General features: G+C 66.5%; 15 protein-coding genes, 1 tRNA gene and 2 pseudogenes. 6 read left to right on the top strand and 12 right to left on the bottom strand.

The features are described 5' to 3' along the window. Nucleotides 1-451 precede the first annotated feature (451 nt). Nucleotides 452-1975: an AAA family ATPase gene (locus OG627_RS15860; protein WP_329065576.1), complete on the top strand. Its 1524-nt coding sequence runs from the start codon at nucleotides 452-454 to the stop codon at nucleotides 1973-1975. A 301-nt stretch (nucleotides 1976-2276) separates the two neighbouring features. Here OG627_RS15860 and OG627_RS15855 read toward each other — a convergent pair whose 3' ends face one another. The 7 genes from OG627_RS15855 to OG627_RS15825 all read right to left on the bottom strand — a co-directional run bounded on the left by OG627_RS15855 (nucleotide 2277) and on the right by OG627_RS15825 (nucleotide 6590). Then, a complete protein-coding gene (locus tag OG627_RS15855) occupies nucleotides 2277-2678 on the bottom strand; it encodes a DNA-binding protein (protein WP_329065574.1) in 402 nt (133 codons plus the stop codon). Continuing rightward, nucleotides 2675-2923 (bottom strand): type II toxin-antitoxin system CcdA family antitoxin, encoded by a 249-nt coding sequence (locus OG627_RS15850; protein ID WP_329065572.1) that lies wholly within the window; start codon nucleotides 2921-2923, stop codon nucleotides 2675-2677. Before OG627_RS15850 ends, OG627_RS15855 begins: the two co-directional genes overlap by 4 nt. A gap of 132 nt (nucleotides 2924-3055) precedes the next feature. Beyond that, nucleotides 3056-3307, bottom strand: a complete 252-nt coding sequence (locus tag OG627_RS15845) for a hypothetical protein (RefSeq protein WP_329065570.1) — start codon at nucleotides 3305-3307, stop codon at nucleotides 3056-3058. A gap of 82 nt (nucleotides 3308-3389) precedes the next feature. Beyond that, on the bottom strand, nucleotides 3390-4022 hold the full coding sequence (locus OG627_RS15840) for a hypothetical protein (RefSeq protein ID WP_329065568.1): 633 nt from the start codon (nucleotides 4020-4022) through the stop codon (nucleotides 3390-3392). After that, nucleotides 4019-4456, bottom strand: coding sequence for a hypothetical protein (locus OG627_RS15835; protein ID WP_329065566.1), 438 nt, complete (start codon nucleotides 4454-4456; stop codon nucleotides 4019-4021). Before OG627_RS15835 ends, OG627_RS15840 begins: the two co-directional genes overlap by 4 nt. A gap of 948 nt (nucleotides 4457-5404) precedes the next feature. Continuing rightward, nucleotides 5405-5941 carry a hypothetical protein gene (locus OG627_RS15830; protein ID WP_329065564.1) on the bottom strand — a complete coding sequence of 179 codons (537 nt, stop codon included), beginning with the start codon at nucleotides 5939-5941 and terminating at the stop codon, nucleotides 5405-5407. Further along, nucleotides 5928-6590, bottom strand: coding sequence for a DUF5343 domain-containing protein (locus OG627_RS15825; RefSeq protein WP_329065562.1), 663 nt, complete (start codon nucleotides 6588-6590; stop codon nucleotides 5928-5930). The genes OG627_RS15830 and OG627_RS15825 overlap by 14 nt, the downstream gene beginning before the upstream one ends. Before the next feature lie 233 nt (nucleotides 6591-6823). Between OG627_RS15825 and OG627_RS15820 the strand changes: the two are divergent. Together OG627_RS15820 and OG627_RS15815 are read left to right on the top strand one after the other, a co-directional pair. Next, nucleotides 6824-7156: pseudogene (locus tag OG627_RS15820) on the top strand (hypothetical protein); the annotation flags it as partial. A 46-nt stretch (nucleotides 7157-7202) separates the two neighbouring features. Beyond that, nucleotides 7203-8593 (top strand): annotated as a pseudogene (locus OG627_RS15815) (IS1380 family transposase). A gap of 139 nt (nucleotides 8594-8732) precedes the next feature. Here OG627_RS15815 and OG627_RS35500 read toward each other — a convergent pair. From OG627_RS35500 to OG627_RS15800, 3 genes are all read right to left on the bottom strand, one after another. Beyond that, a complete protein-coding gene (locus OG627_RS35500) occupies nucleotides 8733-8918 on the bottom strand; it encodes a zinc finger domain-containing protein (protein ID WP_443073629.1) in 186 nt (61 codons plus the stop codon). A gap of 358 nt (nucleotides 8919-9276) precedes the next feature. Beyond that, nucleotides 9277-10017, bottom strand: a complete 741-nt coding sequence (locus OG627_RS15805; protein WP_329065559.1) for a hypothetical protein — start codon at nucleotides 10015-10017, stop codon at nucleotides 9277-9279. 316 nt (nucleotides 10018-10333) lie between these two features. After that, nucleotides 10334-10404 (bottom strand) — tRNA-Gly (locus OG627_RS15800). Nucleotides 10405-10638: 234 nt separating this feature from the next. Between OG627_RS15800 and OG627_RS15795 the strand changes: the two genes are divergently transcribed. From OG627_RS15795 to OG627_RS15785, 3 genes are all read left to right on the top strand, one after another. Further along, nucleotides 10639-10869 carry a hypothetical protein gene (locus OG627_RS15795; RefSeq protein WP_329065557.1) on the top strand — a complete coding sequence of 77 codons (231 nt, stop codon included), beginning with the start codon at nucleotides 10639-10641 and terminating at the stop codon, nucleotides 10867-10869. Nucleotides 10870-10942: 73 nt separating this feature from the next. Then, nucleotides 10943-11518: a dCTP deaminase gene (gene dcd / locus OG627_RS15790; protein ID WP_329065555.1), complete on the top strand. Its 576-nt coding sequence runs from the start codon at nucleotides 10943-10945 to the stop codon at nucleotides 11516-11518. 7 nt (nucleotides 11519-11525) lie between these two features. Continuing rightward, nucleotides 11526-12023 carry a phosphoribosyltransferase gene (locus OG627_RS15785; protein WP_329065553.1) on the top strand — a complete coding sequence of 166 codons (498 nt, stop codon included), beginning with the start codon at nucleotides 11526-11528 and terminating at the stop codon, nucleotides 12021-12023. 117 nt (nucleotides 12024-12140) lie between these two features. Here the strand turns inward: OG627_RS15785 and OG627_RS15780 are convergent, their stop codons facing one another. Then, entirely contained in the window at nucleotides 12141-13214 is a 1074-nt protein-coding gene (locus tag OG627_RS15780; protein ID WP_329065551.1) for a Yip1 family protein, read from the bottom strand. A gap of 114 nt (nucleotides 13215-13328) precedes the next feature. Next, entirely contained in the window at nucleotides 13329-14519 is a 1191-nt protein-coding gene (locus tag OG627_RS15775; RefSeq protein WP_443073628.1) for an FG-GAP repeat domain-containing protein, read from the bottom strand. Nucleotides 14520-14608: the final 89 nt, after the last annotated feature.

Below are 14608 nucleotides of genomic sequence, written 5' to 3'. Positions count from 1 at the left end.
ATTACCAGCGAGAGGTCACCCTAAATACTTGAGAGTGTTAGACGGAGCTTCTAGGCTCATGGTGCGGTGGTCGACCGGTTGCCGCGCTGGACTGAGTGATGCGTGGCGAGCGGGCGGGTGTGCCCGGGGCGGGCGGTGCGCCGACGGGCGCACCGCTTCCCCCTCCTGCCGGGTCGACTTTGAGGGAGAGATACTTCCATGAGTGGTGAGAGTTCGGGCATGAGGCGTCATTGGCTTGCGTTAGTCGGCCTGTGTGCCGCCCTCGGTGCCGTCGTCGCGTTCGCGGTCTTCCGGGAGCTGAAGGTGGGGGCGGCGGATTCACTGGCGGCCGGGGGTGGGGCCTTCGTCGGGGTCGGGACTCTGGGCCTGGCGGTGTGCATGTACCTCTCCGTGCGAGAAGACAAAACTTAGGAGTACAGTACATAGGAGTTAATTCCTAAGGAGCGCCTTCGTGTCCAGTCCCACGCGCCCGAACAAGCCGACCCATGTCTTCGACCGGAGCGTCGAGTGGGACGCTCTCGCCGCCTTTGTGAGCCGGCCGCTGCCACACGCCATGCTCGGGATCGTCAGCGGCAGGCGGCGGATGGGCAAGACCTACTTGCTGCGCGCTCTGGTCGAGCAGCAGGGGGGCTTCTATTTTGGAGCAACGGCGGCGACGGAGACGGAATCCCTGCGTCAGTTCGCTGCGGCTCTTGCCGATCATGTGGGGTCGCCGGTTCCCTTCTCCTTTGCCACCTGGGACGACGCGATCTCCTACCTGTTCGGGCTGGCCTCGCCGCGAAGTTCTCAGGCGCCACTACTTGTGGTCATTGATGAATTTCCGTACTTGGCGAAGACCGCTCCGGAGCTGCCGTCGATAATCCAGCGGGAGGTCGACCGGTTCCAGGTTGAGCAGAGCCGGATGCGGCTTCTCCTGTGCGGGTCGGCGATGTCCGTCATGGGCGGACTGTTGGCGAGTACTGCGCCCTTGCGGGGGCGGGCTCAACTGGAGCTTGTCGTAAGGCCCTTCGGGTACCGGGCGGCGGCTGAATTCTGGGGGGTCGCTGACGACTCCGCGCTCGCTGCCCGTCTCCATGCCGTGGTCGGAGGCACACCTGCGTACCGTCGGCAGTTCCTTGCGGACGACGTCCCCACCGGGCTGGAGGAGTTCGACGACTGGATCTGCCGTACGGTCCTCTCGCCCTTCAGTCCCCTCTTCCGGGAAGCCCGGTACCTGCTTGCCGAGGAAGCGGACATCCGGGACACGGCCTTGTACCACTCGGTCCTTGCCGCGGTGGCCCAGGGGAATTCCACCCGGGGAGGGATCGCGGGGTACATCGGCCGTAAGTCGGTGGACATCTCTCACCCCCTTCACGTCCTGGAGGACAGTCACCTCCTGGTGCGGGAAGCGGACGTCTTTCGGGCCGGGAAGTCCCAATACAGAATCACCGAGCCGCTGATCAATTTCTACGAGGCGGTCATGCGGCCCGCTTGGGCACGGCTGGAAAGCGGACAGGCGCGAGAGGTGTGGGCGCAGTCTGCGGAACGCTTCGCGGCGCAGGTGGCCGGACCGCACTTCGAGACGGTGTGCCGTGAGTACATCCTCGGGCCGGGCCGGGCCCTGCTCCGCTCCTCCCTGGGAGAGGTGGGCGGTGGCGTGGTGACGGACCCCGTGGCGCGGCGGCAGACGCAGATCGACGTAGCCGTGGTGGAACCCGGGTCCGGGGGCAGCAAGCAGGCGGTCCACCTGCTCGGAGAGGCGAAATGGGGCACCGTCATGGGGCTGAGCCACCTGGAGCGGCTGGCTCGGGCACGGGAAGTACTCACCGCACGAGGCATGGACACCAGCCGATGTCAGCTGGCCTGCTTCAGCGCAGCCGGCTTCAGTGACTCGTTGCGACGTGAGATGTCACGCGGAGCACAGGGTGAGGACGGCGTGCTGCTCCTTGGTCTCGACGAGCTTTACGGAGGGGCGTTCCGTGCACGGCTCCATTGACCGAGTGTCAGGCACAGAGTGGGCATGCGATGCCTGATCCGGTCCAGACAACAACGAAGCCCCAGGTCGCTGACCTGGGACTTTTGTGTGGAGCGGGTGACGAGAATCGAACTCGCGCTCTGAGCTTGGGAATCAACGGTTCTTACGCTGTTTGAGAGGCTCTGACCTGCGATTTCGGATTGGGCAGGTGGATGGCTCCCGGTCTCTGGGAGCCGTATCTGACCGCTGTTGTCCGCTCTGCTGGGCACGGATGGGGCACGAGAGCTGGCAGTGCGACGCGTGCTCCGGGCGGGCGGGCTGGTCAGAGGGGAATGATGCGGACTTCGTTGCCGCAGAGCTTGGCCATGTCATCGCTGTCGGACGTCAGCAGGGCGACGGGTCTCGGCTGGCGGAGCGCGACCTCGGCGACCGTGGCGTCAAGGGCGTACTTGTGCCCGTGCAGCCCGGCGCCTTTGAGGAGCTCAGCCGCCGCTTTCGCCGCCTGCTCGGTGACGGGCTCCACCTTGATGCGGGAGAGGGCCCAGTTCAGGCGAGGCATGCTGGTGCGGGAGTGGGTGGCTTCCACGATGGTGTTGGCCCCGATCACGAGGTCGGTTCCCATGTCGTGGAAGACCTGCAGCATCGCGAGGAGCTTGCGGTCCTGCGCGATCCAGGCGGAGAGCCCTTCCGAGTCCAGGACGACGGTTTCGATGCGCTCGCTCACGCGGCGTCCGCGCCCTTGGAAGAGCCGGCGGAACCGAAGATCTTCGCGTGGGCCTCGGCGAGTTCCTCGTCGGTGAAGCGTCCGTGCTCTTCTTCATGCCGACGAAGGTCGTCGCCCAGGAGTTGGTGCCGGATCTGGCGGGCTACGGCTTCCGCTACATAGCCGGAGACGTTGTCCGTGAGCTTGCGGAGCTCCGCCACCTGGTCGCTGGGGAGCGTGACGGTGATGCGAGTCGTTGAGGACATACGCCAAGCATACTGGAGTATGCGCGACGGGGCTTGGGTTTGCGGCACCGATCCTTCCGGTCAAGGTTTCGCGACCGAAGGGTGTGGTTTCCGGCACTGGGAGTACGAGCCCGCCGACCATGCGCGTATCGGTCAGAAGGGCGGTTCGAGATAGCTGCGGCCATCACTGTGTGGCCCCCAGGCCCAGGACTCCTCCAGCAAAGGCTCGGAGTCGGGGGCGTCGTGGCCCCACGCTTCGAGCGCCCTCCGGGCAACACGCCGGTTGGGGTCGTCGCCGCTGGTGTCCAGGATGGCGCGCGCGTGCACGGCGAGGTGATCGTGGTGTCCGGCGAGCGCGTGGTGCTCGGCAAGGATGAGCCCGGCGACAACGGCTGCTTCGCGCACGTCCAATGCGGTTGCTCTGATGGGCTGGCTGCAGACGCGGCATGCCGGCTCTCTGGGCGCCCTGGTGCGGTGTGGCCAGTCGCTACCACGTGGTCAAGTCGACTACGTGGACACAGTGGGGGTCGGATGTGTCTGTCGCCCAGCGTTCCTCTTCGCCGATGAGTGAGGGCAGGGCGGCCAGCAGGGCGGTCAACGCGCCGGTGAGCTGTACGTCGGCCGCGATCAGGCCGTCGGCTTTCTCGACTGCGAGGTAGAGACGCATGCTGTCCTGTCCGGTGATGAGGAACCCGCAGAGTGCTGGGCTGGGCGGGGTCTCGACGAACGGCCAGGCCAGCGTGCGCAGTACGCGCAGCGCTTGATCCGTACTGGTTGAGTCGGCGGGTTCGAGGACGGTGGTGTCCACCGGGACCAGGGGCATGCCCATCACGGTCGCGTCCGTGTGGGGGAGGGGGCCGGATGTGAGCGTGCGTGTCCAGCCAAGCACCTGGTGGGCGGTCACCGGCTCATCGTCCTCGTCCGACAACGGGACTTCATAGGAAACCAGTTCGTGTGGCGCCACCGTGTTGGCGGCTCCGGTCACGACCCGGACCACATCCCGCGCCGGCAGCACACCGCGCAGGAAGGTCCCCCCGGCAAGGGGCACCGCTGTGTAGTCGAGGAGGAAGCGCGTGATGTACGCCTGCTGCTCGACCGTTTCCCCGCCGGGGTCGTTCACTCGTTGATCCAGTCCGGGCACCTGTTCATGCCCTTGCAGTAGGCCGTGATGACACCGATCTTCTTGCCCCTGCCCGAGTCGTACTCACCATCGGCCGTACGGCGGGCGTACTGCACGATGACCACGATCTTGACCAGCTTGGTCTGGTTGCGGGCGACCCCGTAGTACTCGAGTCTGCCTCCGTTCTTCTTGTCGACCCTCCCGGCCAGGGCCGCGTCGACCACCCGGCACTTCTTGATGTTGTGCTTGCCGGAGAAGTGGCTCCAGCCGAGATCGGCGTTGCCGTAACGCGTAGGGATCACCCGTCCCTCGGGGTCGGTCTCCTCACACTTCACGCTCTTGTTCCAGTGCGGCGCCGCAGACGCCTCGCCCACAGGGGCTGCTGCGACGCAGGCGCTCGCGACAACTGCGGTCAGCATCTCGATCATCTTCATGACCGGACCGTGCCACCCCACCGCACGGTCTAGTCCTTCCCCGCGGCCAGAATCGTTTCTCTTGCCCTGGACGGATGAGGTCCGATGGGTAGCCGAGTGAACATATCCGGGCCTGTCTCAGTGTCGTCAGCTGCCTCGCGCTGCTGACGGACAGGTCACCAAGGACGGCAGTGGTTGGTACCTCCCGGACACCGAGACCCGGACGCGGGGCCACACCAGAGGCGTCCCGACTGTCCGACTGTCAGGTTCCGGCGCGGCGCGGCGCGGCACAGCGAGGAGAGCGACGTGCGTGAGAGGCATCTGTCCATCCCGGACAGTGGCTGAGCTCCTGGGTACGGCCGAGTGCTTCCCTCGGCGGCTTGTAAAGGTCTCTGAGCGGCCGAAAGAGGGTCAAGGTGGTGCGCAGGTGGTGGGTGATGCCTTAGACCGGTCTAGACAACAAGAAAGCCCCCGGCCGCTGGCCTGGGGCTTTTCATGGAGCGGGTGACGAGAATCGAACTCGCGCTCTGAGCTTGGGAATCGCAGGTACGTGGACAAACATCGGGCCACTGAGCTGCTTGTCCGTCCCGGGCGGGTGATACTGGCCCGGTCCATGGGCACCGCACTTGACCGCTGTTGTCCAGCCTAAAGGGGCATGGATAGGGCACGTGGAGATTTGATGGGCCGGAGAGCGGAGAGACGGGGATAGGAAGCGGCTGCACGGCCCCTGGAACTTGGCAGTTCTCTGCGGCAGCGTGGCGGCCACGCTACCGTTTCGTGTTGCCATGGAGATGGCCGACAGTAAACTCCGCGCCTGTGCTGTTCACGCTCTTCGGTTACTGCAGCACGAATCTCCGAACGTACCGGTAGTTGCGCTGCAGATCGAAGCAGTTTGGGAGCCAGGTCTGAGTCGACGTGGAGCTTAGCCGGGCGCTGAGGACACCTGCAGTGTGCTGGCACTAATCGCATCTACATCTTCTGGAGTACCCCAATTCGTTTCATGATCTCATCGAGGTACCCGAGGGTATCGTTGATGCCCGGCTCATAATCTTCAGGATGCGCACACTCGTTCCTTTTGGCGAGCAGCCCTTGTAGCGCCTTCATCGCTCCGTTGGTGATGAAGGACTGTTTCTTCATGACTTCGAAGAGTGTGTGATCTTTTTGCTCGCGAAAGTCCGCAGCTTGCTTAATATTCCAAACTGGATAGCTCGACTGGATTACCGAAAGGCGCGTCGGTTCGTTGGCTATCCACTCATGGATAAAGTCCATGAGTGCGGCGAACGATGTGACGTGCGCGGATCGGTATAGCCCGTGCTCGGCACATTGGAGTGATTCACGGAACAATCTGTCTTGCTTGATGTTGAGCTTCGCCAACTTGTCGTACGACTCGGTCACGGTCATCACGCGATGCGTCGAGGTCTCGCTTTTGGCGAGGATCCTGCGGAGGTCTCCTTGCGTGTTGGCCGCCCAGTCGGCGACTTCTCGCAGAGTCCTAGGCGTCGCCATCTACCAGACCCTTAAGGTGCTTCCCCATTGCAGCGAAAAAAGCATCGTATACTGCAGCGTCACTGGTCGCATCAACGGAGAGCGCGATATTCACGTTGATGACCACGGAGCTGGCCCCGTTGCTGCCATGCTGGCGCGAATGGCCGCTCTTGATCTGACTTGTCTGGTCGTTGGATTCCCCTTCGCTGCCCTGGTCAACACTGCCTACGCTGCCAGTTGCTGAGTTGAAGTCGCCGAATTTGCATACAGCTTTGAAGGTCTTGACCGCGAGGCTAACCTTCTTGTCATCCAAGTCCGAGTGGCTCTTGAAAAAGACTGCCAGATCGCTTTCAGGTCGATCTGGTGCGTCGCTGTAGACCTGGAATAGATTCTCATATCCAGCCCGAATGCCAGTCGCAACCAAGGTGCGACCTGCCTCTCCGCCTCGGAGACCTCTGGTGTAAAAATCGGTCGGCTTTCCGGATGGATCGATTAGCTGCGCTTTTTTCATGACCGGGATGAAGGGGCGACTGCTTGACGATGTAAACCCCACTGCACCAAGGTACTTCTGGTCGATCTTCGGCGGCACACCCACGCTTTGAAGCTTCTTGAGGAACTCCTCCAGCTTCCCGGGGGTCGGCGTGTACGGGAACGAGGTGTCAGATGCCATGTGGCACATGGTAAGTGAACTCGGTCAGTTGGGGTACTGAGATAGTGCAGATCTTGCGTTAGGTGGTGGCGAGCATCCCTCGTAACGGATCATGGAATGCGTGACCTTTGATCGAATGTAAATTCAATTAACTGTCAGTTGTCGTGCCGATCTGAATAGCGGAGCAGTGGTCGATTGCCTGAGTTCGAGGCAGCCCAGGTGCGGTCGTTTCTGCAGGTGGTTAGGCCCAAAGGCGCAGGGCTCGCGTGCTCGTCGAGATGCCGGACGGCTTCCGCTCCTACGATCTTCGTCACACCGGTCACACCCTGGCCACCCGGTCCGGGGCCACTCTCAAGGACACGATGGTCCGCGCCGGCCAGTCGTCGGAGAAGGCCGCCCTGATCTACCAGCACTCGGACCTTGAGCGACAGCAGGAAGTGGCCAGCGGTCTGGACGACCTCGTGCGGTCCGCACGCAAGAAGGCTGATCGGGGGCCTTCTGGTGCGGATCTAGCCTCGGGTTTTCACTTGGGGTCCGTCCGAATCATGGGCGGTAACGCGAAAGTGCCTTCTGCGCTGGGACGATGAACCTTGTCGAGGGGTTCTGTCGGTCCAGGTGGAAGGCACTTTCTGCGTGCAGGGTATCGGTTCTCGTCCCAGGCTTCATGTCTCGGCGGACGGCGCCGGGATGGTCGGGCATGCCGGGGCACGGTTGCTGGCTGATCTCGCCGATGTCACCGGACTGACCAGCGCGTACTCCACCGCGCTGAGACCGCTCCGGCCACGAGGCACCGGTCATGACCCGGGCCGGATCGCCACCGACCTCGCCGTGACAGTGGCTGACGGCGGTCAGACCATCACGGATCTGGCCGTGCTGCGCGACCAGGGCGAGGTGTTCGGCCCGGTCGCCTCGACACCGACTGCCTGGCGGCTGCTGGCCGCCGTCGACGAACACGTACTGGACCGCCTGCGCTCGGCACGCGCCCAGGCCCGGGAAGTGGCCTGGCTGCAAACATCCGAGACCCGCGGCGGCATACCGGCGGCGACAGCCGGCGGACGGGAACTGCCCGGCCTGGTCCTGGACATCGACGCCACGCTGATCACCTGCCACTCGGACAAGGACCAGGCCGCACCCACCTACAAAGGCGGCTTCGGGTTCCACCCTCTGCTGTGTTTCCTGGCCAACACCGGCGAGGCGATGTCCGGGCGCCTTCGGCCCGGGAACGCCGGAGCCAACACCGCCGCAGACCACATCGCGGTCCTGAACGACGCTCTCGCACAGATCCCCGACGCCCACCGGCACGGCACCGACATCCTCGTCCGCACCGACAGCGCCGGATCCGCAAAGTCCTTCCTCACTCACGTTCGCAACCTGCGAACACGCGGAATCCGCACCTTCTTCTCGGTCGGATACGCCGTTGCCGAGCCGGTCCGCCGCGCGATCCGATCCCTGCCCGACCATGTCTGGCACCCCGCTCTGAACCAGGACGGCACCCTCCGCGAGTCCGCCGAGGTCGCCGAACTGACCGGCATGACCGACCTGAACGGTTATCCGGCCGGCACCCGCATCATCGTCCGCCGCGAACGCCCCCACCCCGGAGCCCAGCTCTCACTCTTCGACCAGGACGAGGGCATGCGGCATCAGGTCTTCCTCACCGATACCCCATTCGCCTCCGGCTCGGCCCAGTTCCTGGAGGTCCGTCACCGAGGACACGCCACCGTCGAGGATCACATCCGGTGCGGCAAGACCACCGGTTTCGGCCGCTTCCCCTCCCGCCGCTTCGGCGTCAACGCCGCCTGGCTCGAACTCAGCCTCGCGGCGCCTGGACCCGCGTCCTCCTGCTGGACGGCGAACTCGCGACTGCCGAACCCAAGAAACTCCGCTACCGGATCCTGCACGTCGCCGCCCGGATCACCCGGGGCGGCCGCCGCCTCCGCCTACGGATATCGGCAACCTGGCCCTGGCGACATGAACTCGCGGCCGCATTCCACCGACTGGCCGCACTACCCCGCCCCGCCAGCTGACTCGCCGTCCCCGCCCACCCGCGACTCAAAGGACCTTGGAGAACCCGACCCCGCATCGGGCCCTCACCATGCCCACCGGCCGACACGGGCTCAAACAACCTCGCTCAGCAGCTCAGCAGCCCCAACTGAAACGGCGAGGCTAGCGCAGACCGTACGCGTGGTTGTAAGGCGCTTCGGCGTCGGTGGCCCGGAGGAAATGAGGCTGCTTCTTGGGCCTGCCGCCGCCCGTACGGCAAGCGACTCCAACCGGGGCACCGCAGTGGCGGCACTCCCAGCCAAGGGCCTCCTTCACCCCCTGCGCCTTGATCTCGTCGAGCACGGCCATGCGCTGCTTCCGCCAGGCTTCCCTCTCGGGCCCTGTTGCAGGCAGCTCCGAGTCTTGAAGCTGACGGAACGCTTGCTGGCGCTCGGAATCGGCGAGGGGGCCAGACAGCGGTTTGGTGACGACGGCGACCTGGGCGGCCTTCTCATCCGTCTCAAGTTCCGCCTCCAAGACGTCGACCTGCAGACGCAAGTGGTGCTCGAAGTCAGCCAGCGTCGCGTCAGGATGCATTGCGGAGAATTTCAAGGTCTCCAGGTGGAAAGCGCGCAGGATGCCGAGCGTGTGCTGCGCCTTATGGTTGGTGAACTTGCGCATCGCGGTACCGGTGGTCCTCTCGTTTGCCGGCCGGGTGGGTGAGAGCTCAGAGGTACCGGCCGAAGGCCGTCTCCAAGCGCTCGATGGCATCGTCGTGGGCGCTCAAATGCGGCTGTATAACCCACAGGTCCTCGCGAAAGGGCTCGAACCCCAAGGACTGCCAGGTGCGTTGGATTACCGCCTTCTCCCGCGCCTCCCGTGTCCTGTCGTCCCGTTCGTCGACAGGGATGTCGATCGGATACGGATGCGTCGCTACGAGCGCCGCCTGGCTGGTCACCCAGCGGAGCATGCGTCCGATCAACAGCCGGCCGACGCCGCCCAGGCCACGCCAGGCCGGCGCGATCCGTGCCCGATCGATGATGACGACGTGGGTGCCGTTAACCAGGCAGTCCTCCAGGTCGCCATGAAGGCCGAGATCGCCGGACTTGTCGAAGAGGGGGGCGAAGTGCTCGTAGTCGGCGTCGCGCGAGTCCAGCGACGCGTAGATGTGGCCGATGCGCCACAGGTCCAGCGTGAGCCCGGACATGGAGAGGATCGTCAACTCCTGTCGCTGGCCCTGAAACGCCTGGGCCAGCGACATGCCCTGGCCGAGAAGGCGGGCGTTGTCTGCCCGGGCCTCCTCGTCGTCCGGCTCCCACAGAGGCAGAACGGCACGGCAGCCCCATTCCAGTGTCGCGGGATCGTCGTGGGCGTCCGATGCGACAAGAGATGCGGCGGAATCGAAACGCAACTCCAGACGATTCAGGCACGTCTGAAGCTCCACCCCTGCGGGTGCGGCACCAGTCATGTGGTCAAACGCTAGCCACTGGTCCCGCTGCCTGTGGGGCGTTTCCTAATACCAGCGACGTCCCTCTGCCCAATGGGGAGAGCCTTGGCCTTTCCCGCAGCAATGAGCGGGCCGGGAGGCGGGCAAGTGGCCCGGATCACGGACCATGCGTCCCGCCGTCGGACCCGGGTGCCGCCCGAGGTGGTGCAGGGTGGTGCGCCGCGTGCGCTCCGGGCTGGGTATTTCCGGGAGATAGGGCACGTGGAGGGCACGGCAGGGCGTGAGAGGTCTAGACAACGACGAACCCCCAGGTTGATGACCTGGGGGTTCGTGAAAGAGCGGGTGACGAGAATCGAACTCGCGCTCTGAGCTTGGGAAGCTCATGTTCTACCATTAAACTACACCCGCGCCGCCGAGCCAGTCGTTGGCTCCGCGTCGTCGGACACTCTACCTCATGGCGGGCCCCGGGCGATTTGTGTCGCGGGGTCTGTTTGGTTTGCGGGGTGGGGGGATCGCGGGGGATGTGGGCCGTGGGGGGCCGGAGTTGGGGGCGTAGGGTCGCCGTGCGGAGTGCCGGTGAGTGGTGAGGGTGGGGCATCCCCTAGTGTGGCCTTTGTCCGCGTTTGTTGGGGAAAGGACCTGATGGACTTGATGGAGCGCACCGTCGTCCGCTGTGCCGAAGGGCATGTGTTCAGCACCGCCACGTTTCCTATGCAGCAGCTCGACGCGGCTCGGATCGGGCCCGGGCGGCTCATCCGGTGTCCGCGTTGTGCGCGATTGCGGCATGCCGTGATCGTGAAGCCTGCGGAGCACGAGGCGGGGGCAGGCGGGACGGCCGGCTCGGCGGTTGTGGCCGGGGCTGAGTCGGGCTGATCGGAAACGTCCGCGTGGGCGCGCGGGGCTGCCCGATTGGGGTGGGCTCGCGCGCTCTGCGTATCCTCGGGGCGTGCTTCTCTCAGACAAGGACATCCGGGCCGAGCTGGAATCCGGACGCGTACGCCTCGATCCGTACGACGAATCGATGGTGCAGCCCTCCAGTATCGACGTGCGGCTCGACCGGTACTTCCGGGTGTTCGAGAACCACCGCTATCCGCATATCGACCCCGCCGTCGAACAGGCCGATCTGACGCGCACGGTCGAGCCGGAGGGCGACGACCCGTTCATTCTGCATCCCGGTGAGTTCGTGCTCGCCTCGACGTACGAGGTCATCTCGCTCCCCGACAACATCGCCTCCCGCCTGGAGGGGAAGTCCAGCCTCGGCCGGCTCGGGCTGGTGACGCATTCGACCGCCGGGTTCATCGACCCCGGGTTCTCCGGGCACGTCACGCTCGAACTGTCGAACATGGCGACGCTGCCCATAAAGCTCTGGCCGGGGATGAAGATCGGGCAGCTGTGTCTGTTCCAGCTCAGTTCGGCGGCCGAGTTCCCTTACGGATCCGAGCGGTACGGTTCGCGCTATCAGGGGCAGCGGGGGCCGACGGCGTCCCGTTCCTATCTCAATTTCCACCGGACGCAGGTGTGACGCAGCCATGACCGAGACCCGAGAGAACCTCACGTACGAGAAGTTCGGGCGTGCCGTCCGGGAACTCGCGCAGATAGTCGCCGACGACGGTTACGAGCCCGACGTCGTGCTGAGCATCGCGCGCGGGGGCGTCTTCGTGGCCGGCGGGCTCGCCTACGCGCTGGACTGCAAGAACATCCACCTCGTGAACGTCGAGTTCTACACCGGGGTGGGCACGACGCTGGCCATGCCCGTCATGCTCGCGCCCGTTCCCAACGCCATCGACTTCTCCAACAAGAAGGTCCTGATCGCGGACGACGTCGCCGACACCGGCAAGACGCTCAAGCTCGTGCACGACTTCTGTGTCGACCACGTCGCCGAGGTCCGCAGCGCCGTCATCTACGAGAAGGCGCAGTCCCTCGTGAAGTGCGAGTACGTCTGGAAGCGCACCGACGACTGGATCAACTTCCCCTGGAGCGTGGAGCCGCCCGTGGTCCGGCGCCGCGGTCAGGTTCTCGACGCCTGACGCCTGACGCCTGACGCCCGACGCCTGACGCCCGCGCCCGACGCCTCAACGGAGAGGCCCCCGTGGCGCAGTCCTCGTAGGGACTGCGCCACGGGGGCCTCCCGCGTCCCGCGTCTCTCAGATCGTGCCCAGCTTCAGCAGCGACAGCAGCGCGATCAGCTGAATCGCCGACGCGCCCAGCGCCTTCGGCCACGGCAGGTCGTGCGACTTGCTCACCATCACCGTGAAGAGCGCGCCCGCGCCGACCCAGGTGATCCAGCCCAGCGTCTGCACGAGCGAGTTGTCGCCGCCCAGGAAGAGGGCGAAGAGCAGACGCGGCGCGTCCGTGATCGACATGATCAGCATGGAGAGGCCGACCGTCGGCTGCCAGGCACCGTTGCCGCCCAGCTGGCGGGCGAGGGTGTGGGTCACCGCGCCGAGCATCAGGCTGCCGATGACGAGGGCGACCGCCGTCGTCAGGACGTACGGGACGGCCGTGGAGAGCTTGGCGTTGATCACTTCTTCGCGGGCCGTGTCGAGCCCGAAGAGGGCCAGCAGACCGTAGATGAACGTCACGACCAGGGCCGGACCCCAGACCGGGTAGTCCCGCATCTGGTAGAACGTCGTCGCCGGGCGCATCACGAGCCCGCTCAGCAGTTCCTTCCAGTGCAGCCGGGGACCCGAGGGGCCCATCGGCGCGGCGGGCCCGGCGCCGGCGCCCGCCTGGTAGGCCGTGCCGTCGCCGTACGGGTCCTCGTTGATGCTGAACGCCTGGGTGTGGCCCGGGCTGTTGGCGTACGGGTCGCCCTGCGGAGCGCCGCGCCCGGCCTGACCGCCGTATCCACCCGGCCCGCCCTGACCGCCGTATCCGCCCGGACCGCCGGGGCCGTTCGGACCACCCGCGCCGCCAGGCCCGCGCTGCCCGCCGTATCCGCCCGGCTGTTGCTGCTGCGGTTGCTGCCGCTGGCCGTACGTGTCGCCGCCGAAGTACTCCGGTTCGCCGTGTCCGCCACCCGCTGGAGGCCAGTGCTGCTGCCCCTGCTGCTGCCCGTACGGAGGCGCGGCCTGCTGGCCGCCTCCGTAGTTCGGGGGCGGCGCCTGCCGTCCGTACGGCTGTTGCTGCTGCGGTTGTTGCCGCTGCTGCTGTTGCCGTTGCGGTTGTTGTTGCGGGGTGCGGTTGTCCCGGCCGCGTCCGATCCTGAATCCAGCCACGCGATCGAACGTACCCGCTCCGGAGGGACTCGGTGGCTGCGCGGGGGAACGGGCGGGCCATTGCTGCTGAGCTGTGACATCCCCTAGGGGAATACCGGAGGAACCCAGGGGGGATTACCCCAGGAAGATCGACGTACTGAAAGTGATCACCGGGCGGGCCGCCACGCCGCCGCCCCCGCCTTCGCCCACGCCCCCGCCGGAATCCTGCTTCGCGGCCTTCCCCGACCCGTACAGCGCGATCAGGTCCGCCTTCTCCCCCCTGTGCGTGCGCGTCACCAGGTCCGGGCGCCCGTCCCCGTCGAAGTCGGCCGTCCGGAGCACCTCGGTCGCGGTACGGCCCGCCCCCGGCGGCAGCTTCGGCGGCGGGGGCGGCGTGACGGTCTTGAAGCGGTACGCGCCCCCCGCCGCCCCCGGGCCCCGCGGGCCGCCCAGCAGCAGCGTGCCCGTACCCGCCGTGCCGGGCGCGTGGGCGCGGCGGGTGAGGACGAGGTCGTCGTAGCCGTCGCCGTTCGCGTCCGCCTTCGGCTCGGGCGCCGCCAGGGCGGCGCCACCGCCCGGGAGCGGTACGGAGGCGGAGCGCGGCGCGCCGGTACGGCTGAAGGGGCCGCGCAGATAGCTGACCTGGCCGGCGCTCGCGGTCACCGCCAGGTCCGTCGCGCCGTCGCCGTCGAAGTCGCCGCAGACGGGGTGGTCGGGCCACTCGTTGCCCGCCCGCGCCTTCGCGGGGATCTTGAGGACGACCGCGCGCCCGCTCAGCCCGTCGGGGCCGCCGAAGAGGATCTGGAGCGGTACGGGCGGCATGCCGATGCCGTTGTACGGCGGGTCCGTGGCGATGATCAGATCGCCGTACCCGTCCCCGTCCAGATCGCAGGCCGCCTCCGCGTCGAACCCCGCCGGGAGCACCCCGCCGACCTTGGCGGCCCGCGCGCGCGGCGTGAGCAGATGCCGTACGGCCGGATCGAGGCGGCGGCCGGCCGCCGAGCCGTACACGATGCCGATGCCCGCGTCGTCGCCGAACGTATCGCCCTCCGCCTTGACCAGGTCGTTCAGCACGAGGTCGCGGTAGCCGTCGCCGTTGAAGTCGTCCGGGAGGCCGCTGCCCCTGCCGCGCGGCACGGGGCGGCGCGCCGGGCCCGTATCGCCGTTCTTCGCCTGGAGGGAGCGCCGGCTCGCGGCCTCGCCCGACGAGTCGGAGCCCGCCGCCGTACAGCCCGTCAGCAGCAGCGCCGTACACAGGCCGAGAGCGAGAGCGAGGGCGCGGACGCGGGGGCGGGGGCGGGAACGGGCACAGGCGCGGGCGCGAATCGGCACGCCTCGTCGTCCCCCTCGCCCTCGTCCCCGTCCTTCGTCCGCGACTTCGACTCCGTCCGCGAACCCGGCTCCGTCCGCGCATC

This window comes from Streptomyces sp. NBC_01429, from assembly GCF_036231945.1.
Classification (GTDB): Bacteria; Actinomycetota; Actinomycetes; order Streptomycetales; family Streptomycetaceae; genus Streptomyces.
The sequence above is the reverse complement of the archived record's forward strand: the minus strand, read 5'-3'. Positions and strand labels throughout refer to the sequence as shown.

Coding starts and splice junctions, on each gene's coding strand:
- OG627_RS15830 (WP_329065564.1), bottom strand. CDS start 5,941: ATGGCGACGCCTAGGACTCTGCGAGAAGTCGCCGACTGGGCGGCCAAC.
- OG627_RS15795 (WP_329065557.1), top strand. CDS start 10,639: ATGGACTTGATGGAGCGCACCGTCGTCCGCTGTGCCGAAGGGCATGTG.
- OG627_RS15835 (WP_329065566.1), bottom strand. CDS start 4,456: ATGAAGATGATCGAGATGCTGACCGCAGTTGTCGCGAGCGCCTGCGTC.
- OG627_RS15825 (WP_329065562.1), bottom strand. CDS start 6,590: ATGGCATCTGACACCTCGTTCCCGTACACGCCGACCCCCGGGAAGCTG.
- OG627_RS15850 (WP_329065572.1), bottom strand. CDS start 2,923: ATGTCCTCAACGACTCGCATCACCGTCACGCTCCCCAGCGACCAGGTG.
- OG627_RS15805 (WP_329065559.1), bottom strand. CDS start 10,017: ATGACTGGTGCCGCACCCGCAGGGGTGGAGCTTCAGACGTGCCTGAAT.
- OG627_RS15785 (WP_329065553.1), top strand. CDS start 11,526: ATGACCGAGACCCGAGAGAACCTCACGTACGAGAAGTTCGGGCGTGCC.
- OG627_RS35500 (WP_443073629.1), bottom strand. CDS start 8,918: ATGGCCGTGCTCGACGAGATCAAGGCGCAGGGGGTGAAGGAGGCCCTT.